22 protein-coding genes and 2 pseudogenes are annotated in these 19,482 nt (G+C 48.3%); 19 read left to right on the top strand and 5 right to left on the bottom strand.

Going from position 1 to position 19,482, the window contains the following annotated elements:
* Positions 1-11: 11 nt before the first annotated feature.
* A complete protein-coding gene (locus AJ81_RS04030; protein ID WP_031504687.1) occupies positions 12-194 on the bottom strand; it encodes a ferredoxin in 183 nt (60 codons plus the stop codon).
* Between the two features lie 87 nt (positions 195-281).
* Here AJ81_RS04030 and AJ81_RS04025 point away from each other — a divergent pair, with 87 nt between their 5' ends.
* The 19 genes and pseudogenes from AJ81_RS04025 (at position 282) to AJ81_RS03940 (ending at position 15,889) form a co-directional block, all read left to right on the top strand.
* The gene (locus tag AJ81_RS04025) at positions 282-953 is read left to right on the top strand and encodes a lipid-binding SYLF domain-containing protein (RefSeq protein WP_031504686.1); all 672 of its coding nucleotides are present in this window, start codon (positions 282-284) and stop codon (positions 951-953) included.
* Positions 954-969: 16 nt separating this feature from the next.
* Complete coding sequence (uvrB, locus tag AJ81_RS04020) at positions 970-2,946, top strand: excinuclease ABC subunit UvrB (RefSeq protein WP_031504684.1); 1,977 nt, start codon at positions 970-972, stop codon at positions 2,944-2,946.
* Entirely contained in the window at positions 2,930-3,694 is a 765-nt protein-coding gene (locus tag AJ81_RS04015; protein WP_031504683.1) for an inositol monophosphatase family protein, read from the top strand. The genes uvrB and AJ81_RS04015 overlap by 17 nt, the downstream gene beginning before the upstream one ends.
* Complete coding sequence (locus AJ81_RS04010) at positions 3,691-4,350, top strand: deoxynucleoside kinase (RefSeq protein WP_031504682.1); 660 nt, start codon at positions 3,691-3,693, stop codon at positions 4,348-4,350. The genes AJ81_RS04015 and AJ81_RS04010 overlap by 4 nt, the downstream gene beginning before the upstream one ends.
* Positions 4,343-5,017 carry a deoxynucleoside kinase gene (locus tag AJ81_RS04005; RefSeq protein WP_031504680.1) on the top strand — a complete coding sequence of 225 codons (675 nt, stop codon included), beginning with the start codon at positions 4,343-4,345 and terminating at the stop codon, positions 5,015-5,017. Before AJ81_RS04010 ends, AJ81_RS04005 begins: the two co-directional genes overlap by 8 nt.
* 22 nt (positions 5,018-5,039) lie before the next feature.
* Complete coding sequence (locus AJ81_RS04000; RefSeq protein WP_031504679.1) at positions 5,040-5,615, top strand: helix-turn-helix domain-containing protein; 576 nt, start codon at positions 5,040-5,042, stop codon at positions 5,613-5,615.
* On the top strand, positions 5,603-6,241 hold the full coding sequence (locus tag AJ81_RS03995) for a DUF4416 family protein (RefSeq protein ID WP_031504677.1): 639 nt from the start codon (positions 5,603-5,605) through the stop codon (positions 6,239-6,241). The genes AJ81_RS04000 and AJ81_RS03995 overlap by 13 nt, the downstream gene beginning before the upstream one ends.
* A complete protein-coding gene (rimO, locus tag AJ81_RS03990; RefSeq protein WP_031504676.1) occupies positions 6,153-7,445 on the top strand; it encodes a 30S ribosomal protein S12 methylthiotransferase RimO in 1,293 nt (430 codons plus the stop codon). Before AJ81_RS03995 ends, rimO begins: the two co-directional genes overlap by 89 nt.
* Positions 7,442-7,960, top strand: a complete 519-nt coding sequence (gene pgsA, locus AJ81_RS03985; RefSeq protein ID WP_031504675.1) for a CDP-diacylglycerol--glycerol-3-phosphate 3-phosphatidyltransferase — start codon at positions 7,442-7,444, stop codon at positions 7,958-7,960. The genes rimO and pgsA overlap by 4 nt, the downstream gene beginning before the upstream one ends.
* 2 nt (positions 7,961-7,962) lie before the next feature.
* Positions 7,963-8,526, top strand: a complete 564-nt coding sequence (gene thpR, locus AJ81_RS03980; protein WP_031504673.1) for an RNA 2',3'-cyclic phosphodiesterase — start codon at positions 7,963-7,965, stop codon at positions 8,524-8,526.
* A complete protein-coding gene (gene recA / locus AJ81_RS03975; protein WP_031504672.1) occupies positions 8,519-9,562 on the top strand; it encodes a recombinase RecA in 1,044 nt (347 codons plus the stop codon). The genes thpR and recA overlap by 8 nt, the downstream gene beginning before the upstream one ends.
* On the top strand, positions 9,549-9,983 hold the full coding sequence (locus AJ81_RS03970; RefSeq protein WP_038059809.1) for a regulatory protein RecX: 435 nt from the start codon (positions 9,549-9,551) through the stop codon (positions 9,981-9,983). The genes recA and AJ81_RS03970 overlap by 14 nt, the downstream gene beginning before the upstream one ends.
* Before the next feature lie 2 nt (positions 9,984-9,985).
* Complete coding sequence (gene rny / locus AJ81_RS03965; protein WP_031504669.1) at positions 9,986-11,509, top strand: ribonuclease Y; 1,524 nt, start codon at positions 9,986-9,988, stop codon at positions 11,507-11,509.
* A 41-nt stretch (positions 11,510-11,550) separates the two neighbouring features.
* Positions 11,551-12,141, top strand: coding sequence for a cysteine hydrolase family protein (locus tag AJ81_RS03960; protein ID WP_031504667.1), 591 nt, complete (start codon positions 11,551-11,553; stop codon positions 12,139-12,141).
* The gene (locus AJ81_RS03955; protein ID WP_031504665.1) at positions 12,102-12,899 is read left to right on the top strand and encodes an NAD(P)/FAD-dependent oxidoreductase; all 798 of its coding nucleotides are present in this window, start codon (positions 12,102-12,104) and stop codon (positions 12,897-12,899) included. The genes AJ81_RS03960 and AJ81_RS03955 overlap by 40 nt, the downstream gene beginning before the upstream one ends.
* Positions 12,896-13,399, top strand: a pseudogene (locus AJ81_RS03950) (radical SAM protein); the annotation flags it as partial. The gene AJ81_RS03955 and the pseudogene AJ81_RS03950, both read left to right, overlap by 4 nt.
* A 93-nt stretch (positions 13,400-13,492) precedes the next feature.
* Positions 13,493-13,767: pseudogene (gene tnpA, locus AJ81_RS11095) on the top strand (IS200/IS605 family transposase).
* Complete coding sequence (locus AJ81_RS03945; protein WP_039658577.1) at positions 13,752-14,969, top strand: RNA-guided endonuclease InsQ/TnpB family protein; 1,218 nt, start codon at positions 13,752-13,754, stop codon at positions 14,967-14,969. The pseudogene tnpA and the gene AJ81_RS03945 overlap by 16 nt, the downstream one beginning before the upstream one ends.
* Before the next feature lie 32 nt (positions 14,970-15,001).
* Positions 15,002-15,889, top strand: coding sequence for an ABC transporter ATP-binding protein (locus tag AJ81_RS03940; RefSeq protein ID WP_051368875.1), 888 nt, complete (start codon positions 15,002-15,004; stop codon positions 15,887-15,889).
* A gap of 40 nt (positions 15,890-15,929) precedes the next feature.
* Here the strand turns inward: AJ81_RS03940 and AJ81_RS03935 are convergent, their stop codons facing one another.
* The 4 genes from AJ81_RS03935 to AJ81_RS03920 form a co-directional block, all read right to left on the bottom strand.
* On the bottom strand, positions 15,930-16,292 hold the full coding sequence (locus AJ81_RS03935; RefSeq protein WP_031505230.1) for a hypothetical protein: 363 nt from the start codon (positions 16,290-16,292) through the stop codon (positions 15,930-15,932).
* Entirely contained in the window at positions 16,289-17,218 is a 930-nt protein-coding gene (locus AJ81_RS10925) for a cytochrome b5-like heme/steroid binding domain-containing protein (protein WP_051368873.1), read from the bottom strand. The genes AJ81_RS03935 and AJ81_RS10925 overlap by 4 nt, the downstream gene beginning before the upstream one ends.
* 92 nt (positions 17,219-17,310) lie before the next feature.
* Positions 17,311-18,495 (bottom strand): DNA recombination protein RmuC, encoded by a 1,185-nt coding sequence (gene rmuC, locus AJ81_RS03925; RefSeq protein WP_051368871.1) that lies wholly within the window; start codon positions 18,493-18,495, stop codon positions 17,311-17,313.
* A gap of 19 nt (positions 18,496-18,514) precedes the next feature.
* A complete protein-coding gene (locus AJ81_RS03920) occupies positions 18,515-19,267 on the bottom strand; it encodes an acyltransferase (protein ID WP_031505233.1) in 753 nt (250 codons plus the stop codon).
* Positions 19,268-19,482 lie beyond the last annotated feature (215 nt).

Below are 19,482 nucleotides of genomic sequence, written 5' to 3'. Positions count from 1 at the left end.
TCCGCCTCTTTTCACTCCTCGATGTGGATCGCGCCTGTTGGGCAGCTGTCGGCAGCGTCGCGCGCACAGCTTTCCTCTGTCTCTGGCTGGAGAACCTTCGCCTTGCCATCGTCTGACATTTTGAACACCTCAGGACAAAGGCTTTCGCAGACGCCGCAGCCGATGCAAGCAGCTTCGTCAACCCTGACTCTCATTTCAAACACCTCCTGTGTTCTTTGAACCTAAGTCTTATTATAGTAGAAACACCCTAACGTAGTAAACTCTTTCCGGGAGGTGTTAACATGAAAAAGGCGGTGGTCCTCATGTTGTGCGTGCCTTTGGTGATATTCGCGGTTCCCGCGAACGAAAGGCTCAGTTCCGCACTCTCGATCCTGAGAGAATTGTCGAGCATTCCAGACAGCGGGGCTTTCGTGGAACTGTTGAGACAGTCCGAGGGCGTCGCAATCTTTCCATCGCTGATCAGAGTTGGTTTGGTCATAGGTGGGCAGTACGGAGAAGGTTTTCTGCTCAAACGTGACGTTCCAAGTGGTAAATGGTACGGACCTGTTTTTTTGAAGCTCACGGGCTTGAGCCTCGGAGCGCAACTGGGAATTCAGAATGTCGGATTGGTCCTCGTGTTGATGAACGAACAGGCGGTGAAAAATCTCGTGTCGGGCAACGTGACACTCGGTGGCAACATCAGCATCGCGGCAGGACCTATGGGAAGATCGCTGTCAGCGGAAACGGACTACAGACTCCAATCTTCGATCTATTCCTACTCCGTGAGCAAAGGATTCTTCGCAGGTTTATCCTTGCAGGGTTCAATCGTCCAAGTTGACAACGACGCGAACAAGGAGTACTATGGCTCTCTGCTGACAAGCGATGAGATGATGAGGCGCGAACCTCAAACAAAAGAAGCCGTCGAACTGATCAAGTACCTCAACAGCATGATCTATCTACAGCCGGGTGAGTGATCGGAGGTATCACAATTTGTTCGAACTGATAAGCGATTTCGAACCCACGGGTGATCAACCTCAAGCGATAGAAAAGCTCGTTGAAGGAATCCTGAAGGGTTACAGGTTCCAGACGCTCATAGGCGTCACGGGCAGTGGTAAGACCTTCACGATGGCCAACGTCATCGCACGGTTGAACAGACCAGCACTGGTCATCTCACCGAACAAAACGCTCGCCGCACAACTCTACGGAGAGTTCAAGACCTTCTTTCCGAAAAACAGGGTCGAATACTTCATCAGCTACTACGATTACTACCAACCCGAGGCGTACGTGCCCTCGAAAGACCTCTACATCGAAAAGAACGCCGACATAAACGACGTTCTGGTGCGCATGAGGATGTCCACGTTCAAGTCCGTGAGGACCAGAAGGGATGTCGTGGTGGTTGCGAGCGTTTCCTGTATCTACGCCTCGGGTGATCCAACGGATTTCGACACGATGAACATCCAGTTGCACGTTGGACAAAGGATCGATCCGCACGAGGTGGCTCAAAAGCTTGCGAGGATCGGTTATTCCAGAAGCAGTGAGATCACTCTGAAAGGATGTTTCAGGCTCGCGGGAGACGTGCTGGAAATTTATCCGACATATCAGGACGAGGGTATACGTGTCGAATTCTTCGGTTCAAATGTGGACAGGATAGAATCCTTCGACAAAATGAACAGGACCAGCATCGAAGAGTACCAGAAGATCACGATCTATCCAGCGGTGGAGTTCATAACCACCGAAGAAAAGCTGAGACGCGCCGTTGAATCGATCGAGGAAGAGCTCAAAGAGAGGCTCGAGGAGTTGAAAAGACAAGGCAAATTGCTTGAAATGCAGAGGCTTCAACAGAGAACGATGCATGACTTGGAACTCTTGATGTCCATAGGACACTGTCCGGGCATAGAGAACTACTCGAGGCATTTCGATGCTCGTAAGCCTGGCGAACCACCCTACACGCTTCTCGACTATTTTGACGAGGACTTCATAGTCTTCATAGACGAGTCGCACATCGCCGTACCACAGTTGAGAGCCATGTGGCGTGGCGAGTTCTCACGAAAGAAAAACTTGGTGGACTACGGTTTCAGATTACCTTCGGCCTACGACAACCGGCCCCTCACCTTCGAAGAGTTTCTCAAGAAGGTGCCACAGATCATCTTCGTCTCCGCAACGCCCGGTCCGTTCGAATTGCAGGTGAGCGAGCAGGTTGTTGAACAACTCATCAGACCGACAGGACTGGTGGATCCAGAAGTCGAAGTCAGGCCCACGAAAGGACAGATAGACGATCTCGTCTTCGAAATCAGGAAGGTCGTGGAGAGAGGAGAAAGGGCTCTGGTGACCGTTCTCACGAAGAAAACCGCCGAAAGACTCAGCGAATATCTCACAGAACTGGGAATCAGATCGCTGTACATACATTCGGAGCTCGATGCGATCGAGCGAATCGAGGTACTCAAGAAGCTCAGGCGTGGCGATGTCGACGTTGTAGTAGGAATAAACCTCCTCAGAGAAGGTTTGGACCTTCCAGAAGTTTCTCTTGTCGCAATAATGGACTGTGACAAGGAAGGCTTTTTGAGATCAGAAACCACGCTCATACAGATCATGGGAAGGGTCGCGAGAAATCTCAACGGGAAAGTTCTCATGTATGCAGACAGGATCACCCCAGCAATGCAGAGGGCGATAGAGGAGACCAACAGGAGGAGAAAGATCCAGATCGAGTACAACAGAAAACACAACATAACACCCAAACCCATCATAAAGCCATTGCAAATAGAGATATTCGAAAGGTTCATCGAGGAAAAGCCCAAGCTGGAATATCTCGATCTTGTAAAAGATCTCAGCCTGGAAGAACGCATAGCTATCTTGGAGGAAGAGATGTACAGAGCCGCGAGTGAATTGAGGTACGAAGATGCGGCCGTTCTGAGAGATGAGATATTCAGGTTGAAGGAGGAGCTGAGGAAAAATGAGACCCATCTGTGAGGCTGCCAAAAAGGCTGGCGAGATCGCCATGCATTTCTTCGAGAAGGAACTCTCGATAAAGATGAAGAGCATGAGATCTGACGTAGTGACCCAGGCAGACGTTGAGTGCCAGAAGGCCATAGTCGAGGTTTTGAAGAAGTATTATCCCAGCGCCACATTCGTTCTTGAGGAAGGATACGAAGAGGCAAAGATACCCAGCGTCGAAACGGTCTTCGTCGTTGACCCCATCGACGGTACGTTGAACTACTCGCACTCCTTGCCGTACTTTGCTGTGAGCGTGGCCAGACTGAGCTTTGGCAAGATTGTGGAGGGAGCGATCTACATACCCTTCACGAACGAGATGTTCTATGCAGAACTCGGAAGGGGAGCATTCCTGAATGACAAACGTATCGTAAATAAAAAGAGACCGACCATGGATCGATCCCTTTTGGTGACTGGATGGCCTTACGATGAAACAAAGCTGAAATGGTCGATGAGAAGCGTCGAGAAGCTCAGCGAAATGTGCCAGGAAGTCAGAATCATAGGTTCCTCAGCCCTCGAGCTGTGTTATCTTGCCTGTGGCAGGTTCGATGGATACTGGGAAGTTGCCCTTAAGCCTTGGGACGTGGCTGCAGGAGCCTTGATCGCTCAGGAGGCCGGTGTCGTGGTTGGGGGATTGAACGGTGAGTTCGATCTGGAGAGTGGAGAGATAGTCGCTGCCGTGCCATCAATATTCGAGCAGTTGAGATCTGCTCTGATGGAATTGTGAGACCGAAAATCGTTGTCGAAGGAACGGTCGGAGCTGGTAAGACCACGCTCATCAGGGTCATTTCGGAGAGGCTCGGTTTGAAACCTCTCTATGAGTTGACGGACGAAAAGATTGTCGATCTTCTGAGCAACTTCTACGCTGATCCTGCAAAATGGGGTTTCCATCTGCAAATCTATTTTCTGACGAAAAGGTTTCAGCAAATTGAGCTGGCGAAACAGATCGGAAACGTGGTGATGGACAGGTGCATTTTCTGCGATCACATCTTTCCAACGGTACTTTTGAAAAGGAGAGAGATGAACCAGCTCGAGTACGAGATCTATCGGGAAGTTCAGAGGGAGTTTTTGAAGTATTCGGTTCCCCCGCAGTTGATGATCTATCTACGCTGTTCAACCCGAACGGCGATAGAACGAATCAAAAAGAGAGGAAGAAACTGGGAACTCGTGATTGACGAAGCGTACTGGCATGCTCTGAATGTAGAGTACGAGAGATACTTTGCAGATTACGATCTTTCCTCTTTGCTGATCGTCGAGTCCGATTCGATGGACGAAAGTTTTTCCAACATCGAGAACGCCATCGTCTCTGTCTTGGAAACGGAGGAAAAAGGAGTTTGGCTATACGATGGCAAAGAGCTCAAAAGGAGGAATCAACGTGCTTGAAATCATTGTCGAAGGAACTGTGGGAGCAGGGAAGACCGCACTGGTCGAGATACTCGAGAAAGAATGGAATATGAAAGGTTTTTACGAGATGAACGACGAGCTCGCCGATCAACTTCTGGAGAGATACTATGCCGACAGGCACAGATGGTGTCTCACCATGGAACTTTACTTCTTGCACAAGAGATTTCTTCAGTTGCAGCAAGCCAGCCAGATCGAGCGTGCGGTCATGGACCGATCAATGCTCGGAGATTTCGTGTTCGTAAGGATGCAGAAGCATTTGGGTTTCCTTCAGCCGGTGGAGTATACCATCTACGAACAGTTCTACAAGACTATGTCGAAGATCTCGCCACAGCCTAAACTGTTGGTGTACATCAAGTGTGACGTCAGAACGGCAATGCGACGTATCAGAAAGAGAGGTAGACCGTACGAAATGAACGTCGAAGAAGAATACTGGAAACAACTGGTGAAGTTCTATGATGAGGCATTCTTTGCGGATATGAAAGGAAACGTTCTGATCGTGGACGGTGACGATCTGGACTTCGTCGAGAATGAACGGCACAGAACGCTTGTGCTCGAAGCAATTGAGAGAAGCTTGAGGACAGAGGCTGTTCGGTGCTTGGACAGCGGCGGTCTCAGAACCTTAGAGAGCTGGTATAATAAAGTTTAGCCAAGTTTGAGGTGTGGTCTGCGTGGAAAAGGAAAAGTGGATCGTCGTCGGTGAAACGCTGAAAAAAGCGCGTGAAGCGCTTGGTTTGACGCTTGAGCAACTTTCAGAAAAGACGGCCATACCCGTGTGGAAGCTCAGGCTCATAGAAGAGGGACAATTCGACAGGGTCGATGCACCTTTCTACGTGAGGCATTACATAAAGTTGTGCGCAGAACAGCTTGGGCTCGATGCGGGTCAACTGATAGGTACAGAAGACCTCTCGAGAGAGTCGGCTCAGGCAAAGCCGAAAAAGTCTGCGTTCTCCGAGAAAGTCAATTTGCTCATGCTTGCGATGTGCTTGATCGCAGCGATACTGTTTTTCTATTCAGTGGTGAGGTTTTTCAGCGTGCTCGGTCAACCGGGCGCCAAGCTTGTGAACACGGGCGGTCAGGCAATCTTGCTCGATGACAAGCCTGTCGTGCCGGGAGAGTCGGTCTTACTGAAGGTCGGCAACAGGTACGAAGTGAAGAACAACAAAGACGGTTGTGCGATTGTCTCAGCGAACAAACAGTGGCTCATAAGGGTCGAGAACTTTGAGGTGGTCCTGTGGGAGAGGTGAAAAAGCCGGATCTGGTGAACTTGGTCATCTTTGTGTTCTCCCAATACGTCGATTACTGGGTGGAAGCGTTGAAACCCGAGCTCGAGTCGGCCTTCGGTAAGATAGATTACATCTCAAAGAAGTTGCCGTTCAGTGTCTATACCAGCTATTACGACAGAGAGCTGGGTTCAGATCTCTGGGGCGTACTTCTGAGTTTCGAGAATTTGATTCACCCGTCGTTGCTCGCCGACGTGAAGATTTACACGAACGAGCTCGAGAGAAAGTACAGTGTAGAGGGAAAAAGAAAGTTCAATCTTGATCCTGGTTATGTTCATCATTCGAACTTCGTCTTGGCATCGACGAAATCGTGGGGTAACAGGGTATATTTGAAGAACGGCGTGTACGCTGAAGTTACTTTGCTTTATCTTTCTGGAGAATTCAAGCATTGGGAATTCACTTATCAGAACTACAGGAGCGACGAGTACAAGCAGGCGCTGAAGAACATCAGAGAACTCTACATGCGCAAGAGGAAACATTTTTTAAAGGGTGAGGAGATCGATGAAAATAGGTATAAAAGTTCTGGGTTGTCCGAAGAACGAGGCGGACTGCGATGTACTGGAGGCGATCCTTCGGGGCAGGGGCCATGAGATAGTACACAGTGTTGATGCGGCAGACGCCATAGTCATAGACACGTGTTGCTTCATAGAAGACGCGAAGAGAGAGTCAATAGATGAAATACTCGATTTCATAGAGTACAAGAAGAAAAAGCCTTTCTTTCTCTGTGTAAAGGGTTGCCTCGTACAGAGGTATGCTCCGCAACTTGTCGAGGAACTGCCCGAAGTGGATGCCTGGTACGGTGTGCTTTCTCCTCAACGGCTTGCCGAGGCCCTCGAAAAGAGAGTCCGCTTTCTGGTAGAACAGCCAGAGACAGTCTACGAGTGTGCCCCGCGCTCGAGGTTCAACAGTTATGCGTACGTCAAGATCGCGGACGGATGTGATCGAAACTGCACTTTCTGCGCCATTCCGTCGTTCAAGGGAAGGTTCAGGAGTCGCAGCATCGAGAGCATAGAGGCGGAAGTGAGAGAACTCGTTCGAAACGGTGTTAAAGAGATCATACTCGTCGCTCAAGATACGACCGGTTATGGGATCGATCTGTACGGTGAACCTTCCCTTCCAAAACTCTTGAGAGCTCTGGACTCTGTAGAAGGTGAATTCCGCTTGAGGGTCATGTACATGCACCCTGACCATTTCGACGAAGAAATACTGAGCAGTTTCTGTAATGCTCGTAAAGTTCTGCATTATTTTGATCTGCCAGTCCAGCATGGCAGCGATGAGGTGCTCGCTAAGATGGGTAGGGTCAAAAAGAGTGATCAGCTACTGGAAATGATCTTTTCGATACGCAAAGCCCTGCCGGACGCAGCCATTCGATCGAGTGTTATCGTCGGATTTCCTGGGGAGAAGGAGGAAAACTTTGAGGAACTGTTGGAGTTCCTCAAGGTAGCGAAGTTCGAAAGACTTGGCTGTTTTGTTTACTCGGACGAAGAAGGGACCTTGGCGAGCGAGTTGCGAGGCAAAGTGGACGAAGAGATCGCGAAAGAAAGGATGGAAGAGATCCTGGCACTGCAGGCGGAGCTTGCGAGAGAGAGTCTGTCCAGGTTCGTGGGTGAAAAACTGCAGGTTCTCGTGGAAAAAGAGACGAAAAATCACTACATAGCCCGCTCACATCTGGACGCCCCGGAGGTGGATGGAATCGTCAAAGTTCGTAAGAATGGGAAACTAAACCTTCCGTCGTTTCAACTCGTCAGAATACTTGACACAGATGGCTTTGACCTGAGAGGGGTGCTCGCATGAACGTGCCCAACACGGTCACACTTTCGAGACTGGTACTGACTGTTCCAGTCTTCCTTGCGATCGAAGCGAGATCGTGGAAGTTGGCTCTGTTGTTCTTCGTACTTGGAGCGCTCAGCGATTATTTGGATGGTTTCCTCGCCAGGAAGTTGAACCAGGTCACAAGCACGGGCAAAGTCATCGATCAGATCGTCGACAAAGTCTTCGTCAACTCCACACTCATAGCCCTCATACCCCTGGTCCCAGCATGGTTGGTCGCGTTCATCGTGGCGAGGGATACCGTCGTGAGCGCCGTGAGGATCTTGGCAGCCAGCAAGGGAACGATAGTTCAGGCCAACATCTATGGAAAGCTGAAGACAGTTGTGCAGATGATCCTCATAGTCGTGGTACTGTTCTTCAGAAGTCTTTCCGTCTCACTTGCTGCGCTGGAGGTAATCCTGATATATCTGTGTGCGTTCTTCACAATGCTGTCGGCTATAGTGTATCTTTACCAGAACAGGAAAGCGCTGGGGGGATGAACGTGAGAACCTTCATTGCGATCGATGTCAACGACACGGTGAGAGACGTATCACAACAGGTGATCGAGAAACTCATGAGGAGGGGATTCAAGGCGAACTGGGTCAGCAGGGAGAACGTGCACCTGACTTTGTTCTTCCTTGGTGAGGTTGATCCGAAGAGGGTTGCCGAGGCTGTTCAGCACATCTCCCACAGGATCAGAGGTTTCCCCTCGTTTTCGTTCGTGGTCGAAAAGGTGGGTTATTTCGCTCGAAACAATCAACCAAGGGTGATCTGGCTTGGTGTGAGGGCCAATCAACTTCTCCACAGGCTCTACGACGAAACCAAGGCTGAACTGGCCAAGCACAGTTTTAGCTTTGAGGAGAGGTTCTCACCGCACATAACGATCGGTAGAATCAAAGATTTCCCAGCAGCTTGGCAACATCTGATAGAAGACATCACCTACGATCCCATAACAGTTGCGGTGGATCGAATCGTCGTGTACTCTTCCACTCTCACGCCTAAAGGTTCGATCTACAGAAAGGTTTATGAGTGTCTCTTTGAAGGAGGTTTGATTGAGCATGAATGAGAAGGAGCAAAAGGAAAAACTCGAGGTTCTTGAAAAGGCTATCAAGAAGATCGAGAGCAGTTATGGAAAAGGTTCGATCATGATTCTTGGAGAAGAGGCGCAGGTCACACCGGTGGAAGTCATTTCGACAGGTTCACTCGCTCTGGACATAGCCACAGGCGTCGGTGGATATCCCAGAGGAAGGATCATAGAGATCTTTGGCCCGGAATCCAGTGGAAAAACTACTCTCGCACTGCACGCGATAGCTGAGGCGCAGAGAGCAGGTGGTGTGGCAGCGATAATCGATGCGGAGCACGCTCTGGATCCTCTGTACGCGAAGGCGCTTGGAATCGATCTGAAGCGTCTGCTGATCTCGCAACCGGACTACGGCGAGCAAGCTCTGGAAATCGTGGACGAACTGGTTAGAAGCAACGCGGTCGATCTCATCGTCGTTGATTCCGTCGCTGCCCTGGTTCCCCGCACGGAGATCGAGGGAAGCATGGGGGACATGCAGGTAGGTCTTCAGGCGCGCCTGATGTCCCAGGCACTGAGGAAGATCGCCGGTAGCGTGAGCAAATCCAAGACTGTAGTTATCTTCACTAACCAGATCAGGATGAAGATCGGTGTGATGTTCGCCAACCCCGAGACAACAACAGGTGGTCTGGCTCTGAAGTTTTATGCGACGATGAGAATCGAGGTCAGAAGGACGGACACGATAAAGGATGCAACCGAACCGGTTGGCATAACGGTCACGGCGAAGATTGTCAAGAACAAGGTCGCCCCACCTTTCAAGAAGGCTGAACTGGACATCATATTCGGCAAGGGAATCGTGAGAGAAAACGAGTTGTTCAATCTCGGTGTGGCCGAAGAACTGATCCAGAAGAAGGGTAGCTGGTTCTTCTACGTCGCCGACGATGGTAAAGAGTACACGCTTGGGCAGGGCAAGAGCAATGCTGTGTTATTCCTCGCACAGAATCCTCAAATAGCTACGGAGATGGAGAGGAAAATAAGAGAAAAGTACAACTTGCCGATGGGTGAAAAGAATGCAGCTGAATGAGGCGATCAAGTACGCAAAAAGGCTCTTGAAGTTCAGACTGAGGTCCAGAGCGGAACTGAGAGACAGACTTTTGATGAAAGGCTTTGATGCGGAAACGGTCGAAGCAGCCTTGGAAAGTCTCGAGAGAAGTGGCTTTCTCGACGATGAGAAGTTTGCCTATCTCTACGCGGACGACATGTTGACTGTTCATGGCTATGGACCTCTCAAGATAAAGATGAAACTGAAACAGCTCAAGGTGGACGAGGAAGTAATCGAAAGAGTTTTGGAGAGAGTTATGAAGGAAGAGGATGTGAAACAGATAATGAGGAGGATCCTGGAGAAAGAAAAACTTGAAGGCCCCAAGGCGAGAGAATACCTATTTCGTCGCGGTTTTACCGCAAAAGAAATAGATCTGCTCAAAGAAGGAGGTGCTGAGATGTGACGATAGTCATCGCATTGGCCTGTGCTGTAGCAGGCTTGCTGTTAGGATATTTGATCGCAAAATCGAGCATAGAGAGATCCTACAGAAAGGCACAGAAAGACGCTGAAAGCATCATCAAAAAAGCGGAACAAGAGGTTGCGGAGTTGAGGAGAAAGGCGATAGTTGAGGCGAGAGAGGAAGCGCACAGACTCAGAGAAGAGATGGAGTCGGAGCTCCGCAAGAAAGAGCAGGAGATCAGAGCCATCGAGGAAAGACTTCTGAAGAGAGAAGAAATGCTTTCAAGGAGAGAAGAGATCGTAGAAAAGAAGGAAACTCACCTAGAATCCCTGAGGTCCCAGCTCGAAGCGGCGAAGAAGAGGATCGAACAAAGGGAGAAGGAACTCGATGAGAAATTCACGGAACTGGCAGGCATGACCGTGGAAGAAGCGAGAAAGATAGTGCTGGAGGAAGCACGTAACCGCTACGAACACGATCTGGCGTTGATGTTCAAGCAGATCAAGGAACGGTACGAAGAAGAGGCTGAGAAGGAAGCAAAGAGGATCATCGCAACAGCCGTGCAGCGTTACGCACCAGAATACATCGGAGAGATCACCGTTTCAACGGTCAGCTTACCCAACGATGAAATGAAAGGAAGGATCATAGGTCGAGAGGGAAGAAACATAAGGGCGTTCGAAAAGATCACCGGCGTTGATCTTGTGATTGACGATACACCAGAGGTCGTGGTACTTTCGAGTTTTAATCCGATTCGCAGGGAAATAGCCCGCATCACGCTGGAAAAATTGGTCGCGGACGGAAGGATACATCCTGCGAGAATAGAAGAAATGTACGAAAAGGCCAAACAGGAAGTTGAAAAGTCGATCAAAGAGTCTGGGCAAGAAGCTGCGCTGAAGGTGGGCGTGACAGGAATTCATCCGGAATTGATCAAACTGCTCGGCAAGCTCAAGTACAGGACGAGCTATGGACAGAACGTGCTGGCCCACTCGATAGAGGTGGCTCAGCTTGCCGCGTTGATGGCCGAGGAGCTCGGCTTGGATGCGGAGAAGGCAAAGCGCGGAGGCTTGTTGCACGATATAGGCAAGGCTTTGGATCACGAGGTCGAAGGTTCACACACGGAGATCGGAGCCGAGATAGTCAAGCGTTACGGTGAACCAGATTACGTGGTGAATGCGATCATGAGTCATCATGGAGAAGCCGAGCCCTCCTATCCAGAATCGGTTCTCGTGGCCGCCGCAGATGCTCTGTCTGCTGCAAGACCCGGTGCGAGACGTGAAGATCTTGAGAACTACATCAGAAGATTGGTGAAGATGGAAAAGATCGCCATGAGTTTCAAAAACGTGGAAAAGGCCTACGCAATACAGGCGGGTAGAGAAGTGAGAGTCATCGTCGAACCAGACAAGGTGGACGACGCCGAAGCGGACAAGATGGCTTACGAGATCGCAAAGAAAATAGAGGAAGAGATGGAGTATCCAGGAGTTCTCAAGGTGGTTGTGATAAGAGAGAAGAGGTCCGTTGCTTACGCAAAATGAGGGGGCGCTTGTCCCCCTCGTTTTGTCCTTGGGGTGATGGTGTGTACTTCGAAAGGGAAAGGACCAAGCATCCGCTCGTACTGAGTAAACCCGCTTTGCTCCTTATAGACCTTCAGAAGTATTTCTGCCAAAGGGAGGGCAAGGCTTATCTTCCGGGGGTTGAGAGAATACTTCCCACGGCACAAAAGTTGCTGAAAGCGTTCGTTGAGAAGGATTTGCCAGTGATCATGACCATCCACAGGGGGAACAGCCCGTCCATGATGAGATGGTGGAACAACGTTGTTGAAGACGAGCAGTCGGAACCAAGTCTGGACTGCGCAGGTACGATCCTTTTGTACAAAGATTCTTACGATGCCTTCTACATGACGGACTTGGAAGAAACGCTCAGAAAGAGAAGAGTGGAACAAATCATCATAGGAGGAGTCATGACACATTTGTGTGTTGAGACAACGGCGAGGAGTGGATTCGTCAGGGGGTTTGACGTGATCATCGTTGAAGATGTGTGCTGGGACAAAGATGACTGGTATCATTTCGCGGCACTGAAGAACTTGGCACACGGTTTCAGCGTGATCACGAATTCCAATGAACTGCTATGCGCGTTGCGATCGTTGGTGCCGGACCGGCAGGTATAACAGCAGCCGTCTTCTTGAAGAGATACGATTTTGATGTGACCGTCTTCGAAAAGGAAGAGATCGGGGGACTCATCAGAAACGCTTGGAGAATCGAGAATTTACCCATTATTTCGCCCTGTAGTGGAGAAGAGCTGGCCGAGGTTTTGAAGGCGAGACTGCTGGAGTCCAACGCGACGTTAGTCTTCGAAGAGGTTGTGTCCGTGGACAGAAACTTATTGAAGACCAAACTTGGAACCTTCGAGTTCGACAAGATAATAGTGGCGAGTGGAACGGTCCCGAGGAGAATCGAGGAGTTCGAGGTTGATGAAAACGTCGTCTACGAGTTCAGAAAATTGCCAAAGCGATTGAGAACCTTGGCGATTTACGGTGCTGGCGATGTGGCCTTCGATGGTGCGTTAAAGGCCAGAGAATTTGGCGTAGATGTGCATATTTTTAACAGATCCAACACTATAAAGGCTTTGCCAAGGCTCGTCAGTTTGGCAAGAAACAGTGGAATCGTTTACCATGAGCAGGAACCAATAATTGCAGTGGAACGTTCTTGTAACGGTCTGAGAATTTGGACGGAAAAGGGTTCCTACGACTTTGAAGGGTTGCTCATATGCATTGGTAGAATCCCAAACGTTTCTTTTATAAGGACGTCCTTAGAGGGGTTGGAAGTGGTTGGAGATGCGCGTGGTGGATTCAGACAAATTGCCATTGCCATGGGTCAGGCGATCGAAGTTTGTATGAAGATCGTCGAAGAGAGGTGTTTGTCGTGAGGATATTGGCCCAGTTTGGAAAAGAGGACATCGCGATCGTTTATCTTGGGGAAACTTCGAAAGGAAATTTGGTCGAGTTTGTTGAGGCCCTCCAACCTCCCTTTCCGAGGGAAGAAAAGTGGGTACTCATAGTCTCAACGCTCAACGGGTGTCCGGTGAAGTGTAAGATGTGCGATGCGGGTGGATCGTACGCCGGTGTTCTGGACAAAGACGAAATACTCGAGCAGATAGATTTCATGGTGAAAAAACGGTACCCGGCCGGGAAAGTGAACACTAAGAAGTTCAAGGTGCAGTTCGCGAGGGTCGGAGAACCGGCTTTCAACCACCATGTCCTCGAAGTCTTGGAAGAACTGTCATTTTACGACAATCTGATTCCATCCATTTCAACGGTGGCACCGGTCGGTTGCGACCAGTTCTTTGAAGAACTCTTAAGAATAAAGGATCGCTTTTACAAAGGTAGATTTCAACTCCAGTTCTCGATACATTCAACTGACAGAAAATAGTGTTCTGCAAGCCCTTCTCCTTCAGGGGATGGGTAAGGAGCTTGTTCGTTATTAGCATGTGTTATAATTGTATAGGGTGAAAACTATGCAATTAAGAAAAACAACGCCAAAAAACATGGGATTGAAGTCCTATCTCTATCAGTTCAGCCAGACCATGTCCATCTTTTGTTTCAGCACCACCGCGCTTATCCCCAGCTCAAATAGCCAATTTGTTTAAAGGAGTGTCTTCTAAAAAACTTCTTGAGAAGTTTCCACATCTAAGAACAAAGGAAGGATTATGGAGCAGAACATATTATGTTGGCTCAGCAGGAACGGTTTCAGAAGAGACTATCAGGAGGTACATCGAAGAATGTCAAGATATATAGTCAGAACTTACAAAGTGCCTGTTCCGAGAGAATTGTATCCTCTGTGTTCTGAGCTGAACAGGCTCGCTGGTCGAATCTACAACAAAACCATGTCGCTGGTCAAGAAAGTAAAAAGCAAGAAAGGTTTCTGGCTTTCACCAGGAGCAACACAAAAATATATCCTGCGTTGGAGTAGCACTATCAATATCCATACCCATTCCAAACAGGCTATAGTTCAGCAATACTTTCAGGCGCTTAACAGTTACTTTACTGCAGTCAAGACAAACCCACAGTTGAAACCACCACATAAGAAGAAAAGGTTTATGCCGTTCATCTGGAAAGATACTGCTATAAAACTTTCACCAGAAGGGGTTCTGAGACTTTCAATGGGTAGTAGTCAGGAGCCAATTTTGATACAAACGACACTGCCAGCCGGTACAACAATTAGGCAAGTAAGACTTGTGTATGAGGCTGAGAAATATTATCTTCACCTTGCAATAGAGGTGAAGAATGAGCATAAGAAGAAACAGTCTGTTGAAGTTATGTCTGTAGACCTTGGCATACTTCGTCCAATAACTTGCTTTGATGGCTCTGAAGTGATTTCGTATCACGGTGGTATTCTCAACAGTCTAATCAGATATCGCAACAAGAAGTTGGCAGACTTTCAGCGAACGTTAAGCAAATGCAAGAAAGGTTCCAAGAGGTATAGAAAACTGTTGAAAGCAAAGCAGCGAATGCTGAAACGAACAAAACATCAAATAACGGACATACTGCACAAGATAACCAGCAACTTTCTTAAGATGTGTTTACAGAAAGGGTATGGGACTATTGTAATTGGTGATATCACAAATATTCGAGAGCGTGTAGAAGGGAACGATAACTTTAATCAAAAAGTTCATCAGTGGTGTTTCAGAAAGATGGTGGACATGATAACCTACAAAGCACAGCTACTGGGAATTGAAGTGAAACTTGCTTCGGAAGAATATACGAGTCAGGTCTGTCCTGTATGTGGTAGCAAGAATCATGCGGTTGGTCGCAACTATGAATGTAAAAGTTGTGGATTTAGGTATCACAGGGACGGAGTAGGAGCGATAAACATCTGGCAGAGGTATCTTGGGAAGAAGTCCCAAGTAGTAGCGGGATTGGCACCCGTCAGAGGTGTAAGGTTCAAACCACACCTCTGTGGCCATGGAGTATCAAATGCTCCGTGGAAGGCAGCCTAAAGAGCTGCTAAGAATCCCATCCCCTTCAGGGGATTGGGAGTGTCAAGCTCAAAGCTTTACGCGGTGTCGATCTTGAACTGAACGAAAACGAGATTGTCTCGGTGGTCGGCGAGAGCGGCTGTGGGAAAACGACGCTGCTGAGAGTTTTGGCAAGATTGTATGAACCAACAGCAGGAAAGATTTTGCTCTTTGGCGAGGAGTTGCCAAGACGACTCAATCGGAAAGAAGAACTCAAGTTCAGAAAACTCGTGCAGATGGTGTTTCAAGATCCGTTCGCCTCACTCAATCCGACAAAGAGGATATCTCACATACTGGAGAGACCTCTGAAGATTCACAGAATAGAGAACGAAGAACAGATCCTGAAAAATGTTCTCGAAGACGTCGAACTCATCCCACCTGAGAGCTTCTTGGAAAAGTTTCCACACGAACTCTCTGGTGGCCAGAGACAGCGCATCGTTTTCGCGAGGGCGATCATAACGAAACCAAAGATAATTTTGGCGGACGAACCCACATCAATGCTGGATGTTTCGATAAAGTCAGGTATTTTGAACTTGATGCTCAAGCTGAAAGAGGAACACGGAATATCCTTCCTGCACGTCACACACGATCTGGCGGCGGCGAAGTACATCTCAAACAGAATTGTCGTCATGTACGCCGGATTGATCGTCGAAGAGGGAGACGCTAAAGAGATCGTCAACAGACCCATGCATCCTTACACGATGTTGCTCAGAGAGGCCGCACCAGATCCGGACCGAGGTTCGTCCACGACCTTGGTGGACGTCGGTGAACCTCCAAGCTTGATCGATCCCCCTTTAGGTTGTCCCTTCGAACCGAGATGCAAGTACGCAAAAGCAGAGTGCAAAGAGCCGGTCCAGCTAAGAGAAGTGGATGGAAGAAAGGTTAGGTGTGTTTTGTATTGATCTCATGGCCTACTCGCACGTTCTTGACTCACCTACGGTGTCAGAACAACCATGGGAAGAAGAAATGAACGAAGAACCATGCGACAACGAAAAAGTCTGTGAATCTGTGAAGGATCAGCCATCTTCTTTTCAAACGCTTTCTCAGCAAATAGTAGATAAAGAGCAAAAGCACACCGGACCATAGCAACCATCCGGTGTGCAATGTTATCGTTCCGAGCGCGAGATAACCGTGGATCGCACCTGTGATTAAAAGCAGAATACCAGTGAATCGGTGCAGCTTGGATCCAAAAATGAGAAACTTCTGTGCGCCTTTGTAGCGCTTCAAAATCCTGCGCAATGGAAATAGAGAGAAATTGTAGAACAACAGAACCACACTTATCCAAGCGAAAACTTTGTACGTCATTTCACCAGCTCAAAGCCGACGATCTTGAACTCTTTGAGCACATCTGAGTCAGGATGATCGTGACCGCAAGTTTCTTCCAGCTCGCACTCGAATTGGGAAGTGTAATCCTTTCCAGCGACCGCGTCCGGTTCGAGGTGTAACTTTTCCCTCCAGTCCGGAACTTCTGTGACGTCGTAGACAATGTTCCCGACTTTTATGAACGCTTCCACATTTTGCTGACCATCGAACTTGGCAAGGTTTTTTTCATCGAATACCAAAAGTCCTATAGCGTAGGACTTCGAGAGTGTGTCTGCATAGTTTGGGATTTTCAGAAGTTCAGAAGTCGCCTCGGTTCCGAATGGATAGTTCGGAGCAGGCCTTAGGTGGCTCAGATCGTAAACAACACCTTGGAAGGCGATGTAAGACTTTGCACGATTCTTACCGTTGAACTTGGCAAGTTGCTCAATTGTGAAGACCAAAACTCCGAACGGTTTGACGTTGGCGATTTTCCCAACACCGTGTGGAGAATTCCTCACCAGTTCGTGAGTCAGTTCTTCGCCGGCTTTGTGTCTGTTCTTGTGATTACCAGCAGGCCAGTGTCTGGATGGTGTGACATCGTAGACTATCCCGTTCGCCGCAACGAGCGCTTGTTTTTCCTTTCCAGTGAAAGTGCTGAGTTCGTCTATGTCTATGGCTAAGATTCCAACCAAGTTGGACTCGTTTAGGAGCTTCGGATCAACCTCGTCCCTGGTGAGGAATCTCTTCGAAGCACTTATTCTGTAGACGATGCCTTCCACCGACACGAATTCGTCCGTTTCAAGAAGTCTACTCAGACTTATCAAAGGATACTGACCTTTGAACTCTTTGACGTTGAATTGAGCGAGGTTCAGTGGAAAGACGATCGCCACCAGCAGGGACAACAAAAGAAGGACTAAGATGTTTTTCATAGTCAAACCTCCTTTCAGTGATTATTCTAAATTGTGTCTGGAACCATTGAAAAAAATGTGAGTAACTTCTACGTAAAGCAATCTATCGAAACTCATACGCCTTGGTCCATACCTTCATTGCTTTCTGTCTTCACATTTGCAACTGAAAATGCTTGTGAAACCAAGGACTTGATCTCGTTGTTCGCGTTGGTTATCTGTTTCAACGCCCTGTCCAGAGAATGGGTCTTCTGATCCACCTGCTCGAGAAGGTTCAAAAGACTTTGGATCAACTGTTTGTATCTTCCGATTTCGTCTTGTTTCATCGTCATGTGTCTCGCTTCCAGATAGTGCGCGACCGCGAAGATGTCTCTGTATGTGCAGAGGAACACGTTTTGCTTTTTTCCTTCTGCAATCAACTCTGGTGCTATATCTATCACGGCTGAGGGTACCACCATGATGCAACTATCAATGGTATTTGGTTGATTTTGATACTTTCTCACGTTATCTATCTCGCGCCTTATTTTCTGAACGATCTCTTTCTTCCTCTGTTCTCGAATTTCCTGATCTTGTGTGCTCTCAAATTGTGCTACCAAATCCGAAAGGGCCGGCAACTTTGAATCTATCGGGATGTATTTGCCATCATTCAGGTTCCAAGCGAACTCGACAACCATCGAACCAACAGAAAGGTTTTTCACGACGGTACCAACCTTGATTGACTCACTTAGAGCCTCACTCAGAAGCATCTCACCGATTTGGCCTCTCGTCTTGGTCCCAGAGACGGTTTTCACAAATTCTTCTACGATCCTCCTCATGTCCTTGAGTTCCGCGTCTCTTTTCTTCTCGATCTCTTCCCGTGATTGACCCTGTTGCAAAAGAAATCTCTCCATCGCGGCTCGTTGTTCACCGGAAAAGCGCCTCATTTGCTCGAGTAGTTCGGTGATTCGCTTTTCTTTCTCCTCGTCAAGCTTTATGGTTCTGTTGGAAACTTCTTCGAACATCTTTCTCATGTTCTCAATGAACTCTTCAAGTCTCTTATCTCTCTCCGCACTCAATCTCTTCTCTGCTTCCTTCGTCTCCTCGTACCTCGCTTTGAGTTCACTCACCAAGCTCGACAGTCCACTCAGAGTTCCAAGTGAAGAAGATAGAGCGCCTTGTTGGGAAACGAGATAGTTGATCTGTTCCCTCAAATTCTTGATCGATTCTTCGAAGCTCTTTCGCTCACCGCGTAACTTTAAAATCCCCATGTAATAACCAACGAAAACACCGATGAGAATTCCAAGCAGGAACAAGCCGAGCACCTCGACTCCCCCTCAGGATTCAACCTTTGTAATAAACTTGGTTCTCCAACAATTGCTCAGTTGGCACATCTTTCAACTCCTTTGCAGGAATTCCAACGTAGATCTTTCTTGCAGGCACGTTCCTCGTGACCACCGCACCGGCGCCTATCAACGCGTCTTCACCAATCTCTATGCCTGGTAAGATGGTCGCGTTCGCACCTATCCTGGCACCTTTTCTGATCGTAGGACCTTTGAAGTACTTCTTCCTTTCCTCCGTTCTACCCAAAAAATTGTCGTTGGTGAACGTGACCTCTGGTGCGATGAAACAATAATCTTCTATCGTCGACAGAGCCGTGATGTAAGCCTCGGTTTCGATCTTCACGTATTTGCCTATGGTCGTTTTGTTCTCCACGGTGACGCCCCTTCCTATAACTGTGTACTCGCCAATTGTCACGTCCTCTCTTATGCTCGCCAGATCTCCCACGAAGACGTGATCCTTTAAAATCGCACCGCGGTATATGACACAGCTGGCGCCTATTGTGACGTATTTTCCAAGAACGAGAGGGGCTAATTCTTTCTTCTCTGTGGTTGCTGAAATGCTTGCTTTGAAGGGTTCTTTACCCAAAACGGTGTTGTCACCGATCACGCATCCCTCACTTATGATCGTGTCTTTCCTTATTACCACGTTGTGACCTATGGTGACATTGTCACCTATCACCACGTTGTCTTCGATGACCACATTGTGGCCTAAAGTTACGTTGGAACCGATCTTTGCGCTTTGAGAGATGTACATTCGCTCACCCCCCAAGGAGATCTTAACATCTTTGAACTCAAGGTCAGAATTCAATGTGACACGGTGTCTGTATGATTAACGAAGCATTACCACAAGGTGTGATAGACGAAGATCGAGGCCCATTCGTGAAGAGCTTACAAAAAGAGACGCTCTTGGTCTTGGAACAAGAGTTTCAAAGATTTCTGTTTTTGTCCGTCCGTATATTATGAAATGGA

The organism is Pseudothermotoga hypogea DSM 11164 = NBRC 106472 (assembly GCF_000816145.1).
Lineage (GTDB): Bacteria > Thermotogota > Thermotogae > Thermotogales > DSM-5069 > Pseudothermotoga_A > Pseudothermotoga_A hypogea.
This window is presented reverse-complemented; position numbering and strand designations above follow the sequence as displayed.

What these genes read in the sequence shown, in the direction of transcription:
- AJ81_RS03970 (WP_038059809.1), top strand. Translation starts at nt 9,549, where the DNA reads ATGCAGCTGAATGAGGCGATCAAGTACGCAAAAAGGCTCTTGAAGTTC.
- AJ81_RS03945 (WP_039658577.1), top strand. Translation starts at nt 13,752, where the DNA reads ATGTCAAGATATATAGTCAGAACTTACAAAGTGCCTGTTCCGAGAGAA.
- AJ81_RS03920 (WP_031505233.1), bottom strand. Translation starts at nt 19,267, where the DNA reads ATGTACATCTCTCAAAGCGCAAAGATCGGTTCCAACGTAACTTTAGGC.
- AJ81_RS03935 (WP_031505230.1), bottom strand. Translation starts at nt 16,292, where the DNA reads ATGACGTACAAAGTTTTCGCTTGGATAAGTGTGGTTCTGTTGTTCTAC.
- AJ81_RS04025 (WP_031504686.1), top strand. Translation starts at nt 282, where the DNA reads ATGAAAAAGGCGGTGGTCCTCATGTTGTGCGTGCCTTTGGTGATATTC.
- AJ81_RS03955 (WP_031504665.1), top strand. Translation starts at nt 12,102, where the DNA reads ATGCGCGTTGCGATCGTTGGTGCCGGACCGGCAGGTATAACAGCAGCC.
- AJ81_RS04030 (WP_031504687.1), bottom strand. Translation starts at nt 194, where the DNA reads ATGAGAGTCAGGGTTGACGAAGCTGCTTGCATCGGCTGCGGCGTCTGC.
- recA (WP_031504672.1), top strand. Translation starts at nt 8,519, where the DNA reads ATGAATGAGAAGGAGCAAAAGGAAAAACTCGAGGTTCTTGAAAAGGCT.
- AJ81_RS04015 (WP_031504683.1), top strand. Translation starts at nt 2,930, where the DNA reads ATGAGACCCATCTGTGAGGCTGCCAAAAAGGCTGGCGAGATCGCCATG.
- AJ81_RS10925 (WP_051368873.1), bottom strand. Translation starts at nt 17,218, where the DNA reads ATGAAAAACATCTTAGTCCTTCTTTTGTTGTCCCTGCTGGTGGCGATC.
- pgsA (WP_031504675.1), top strand. Translation starts at nt 7,442, where the DNA reads ATGAACGTGCCCAACACGGTCACACTTTCGAGACTGGTACTGACTGTT.
- rimO (WP_031504676.1), top strand. Translation starts at nt 6,153, where the DNA reads ATGAAAATAGGTATAAAAGTTCTGGGTTGTCCGAAGAACGAGGCGGAC.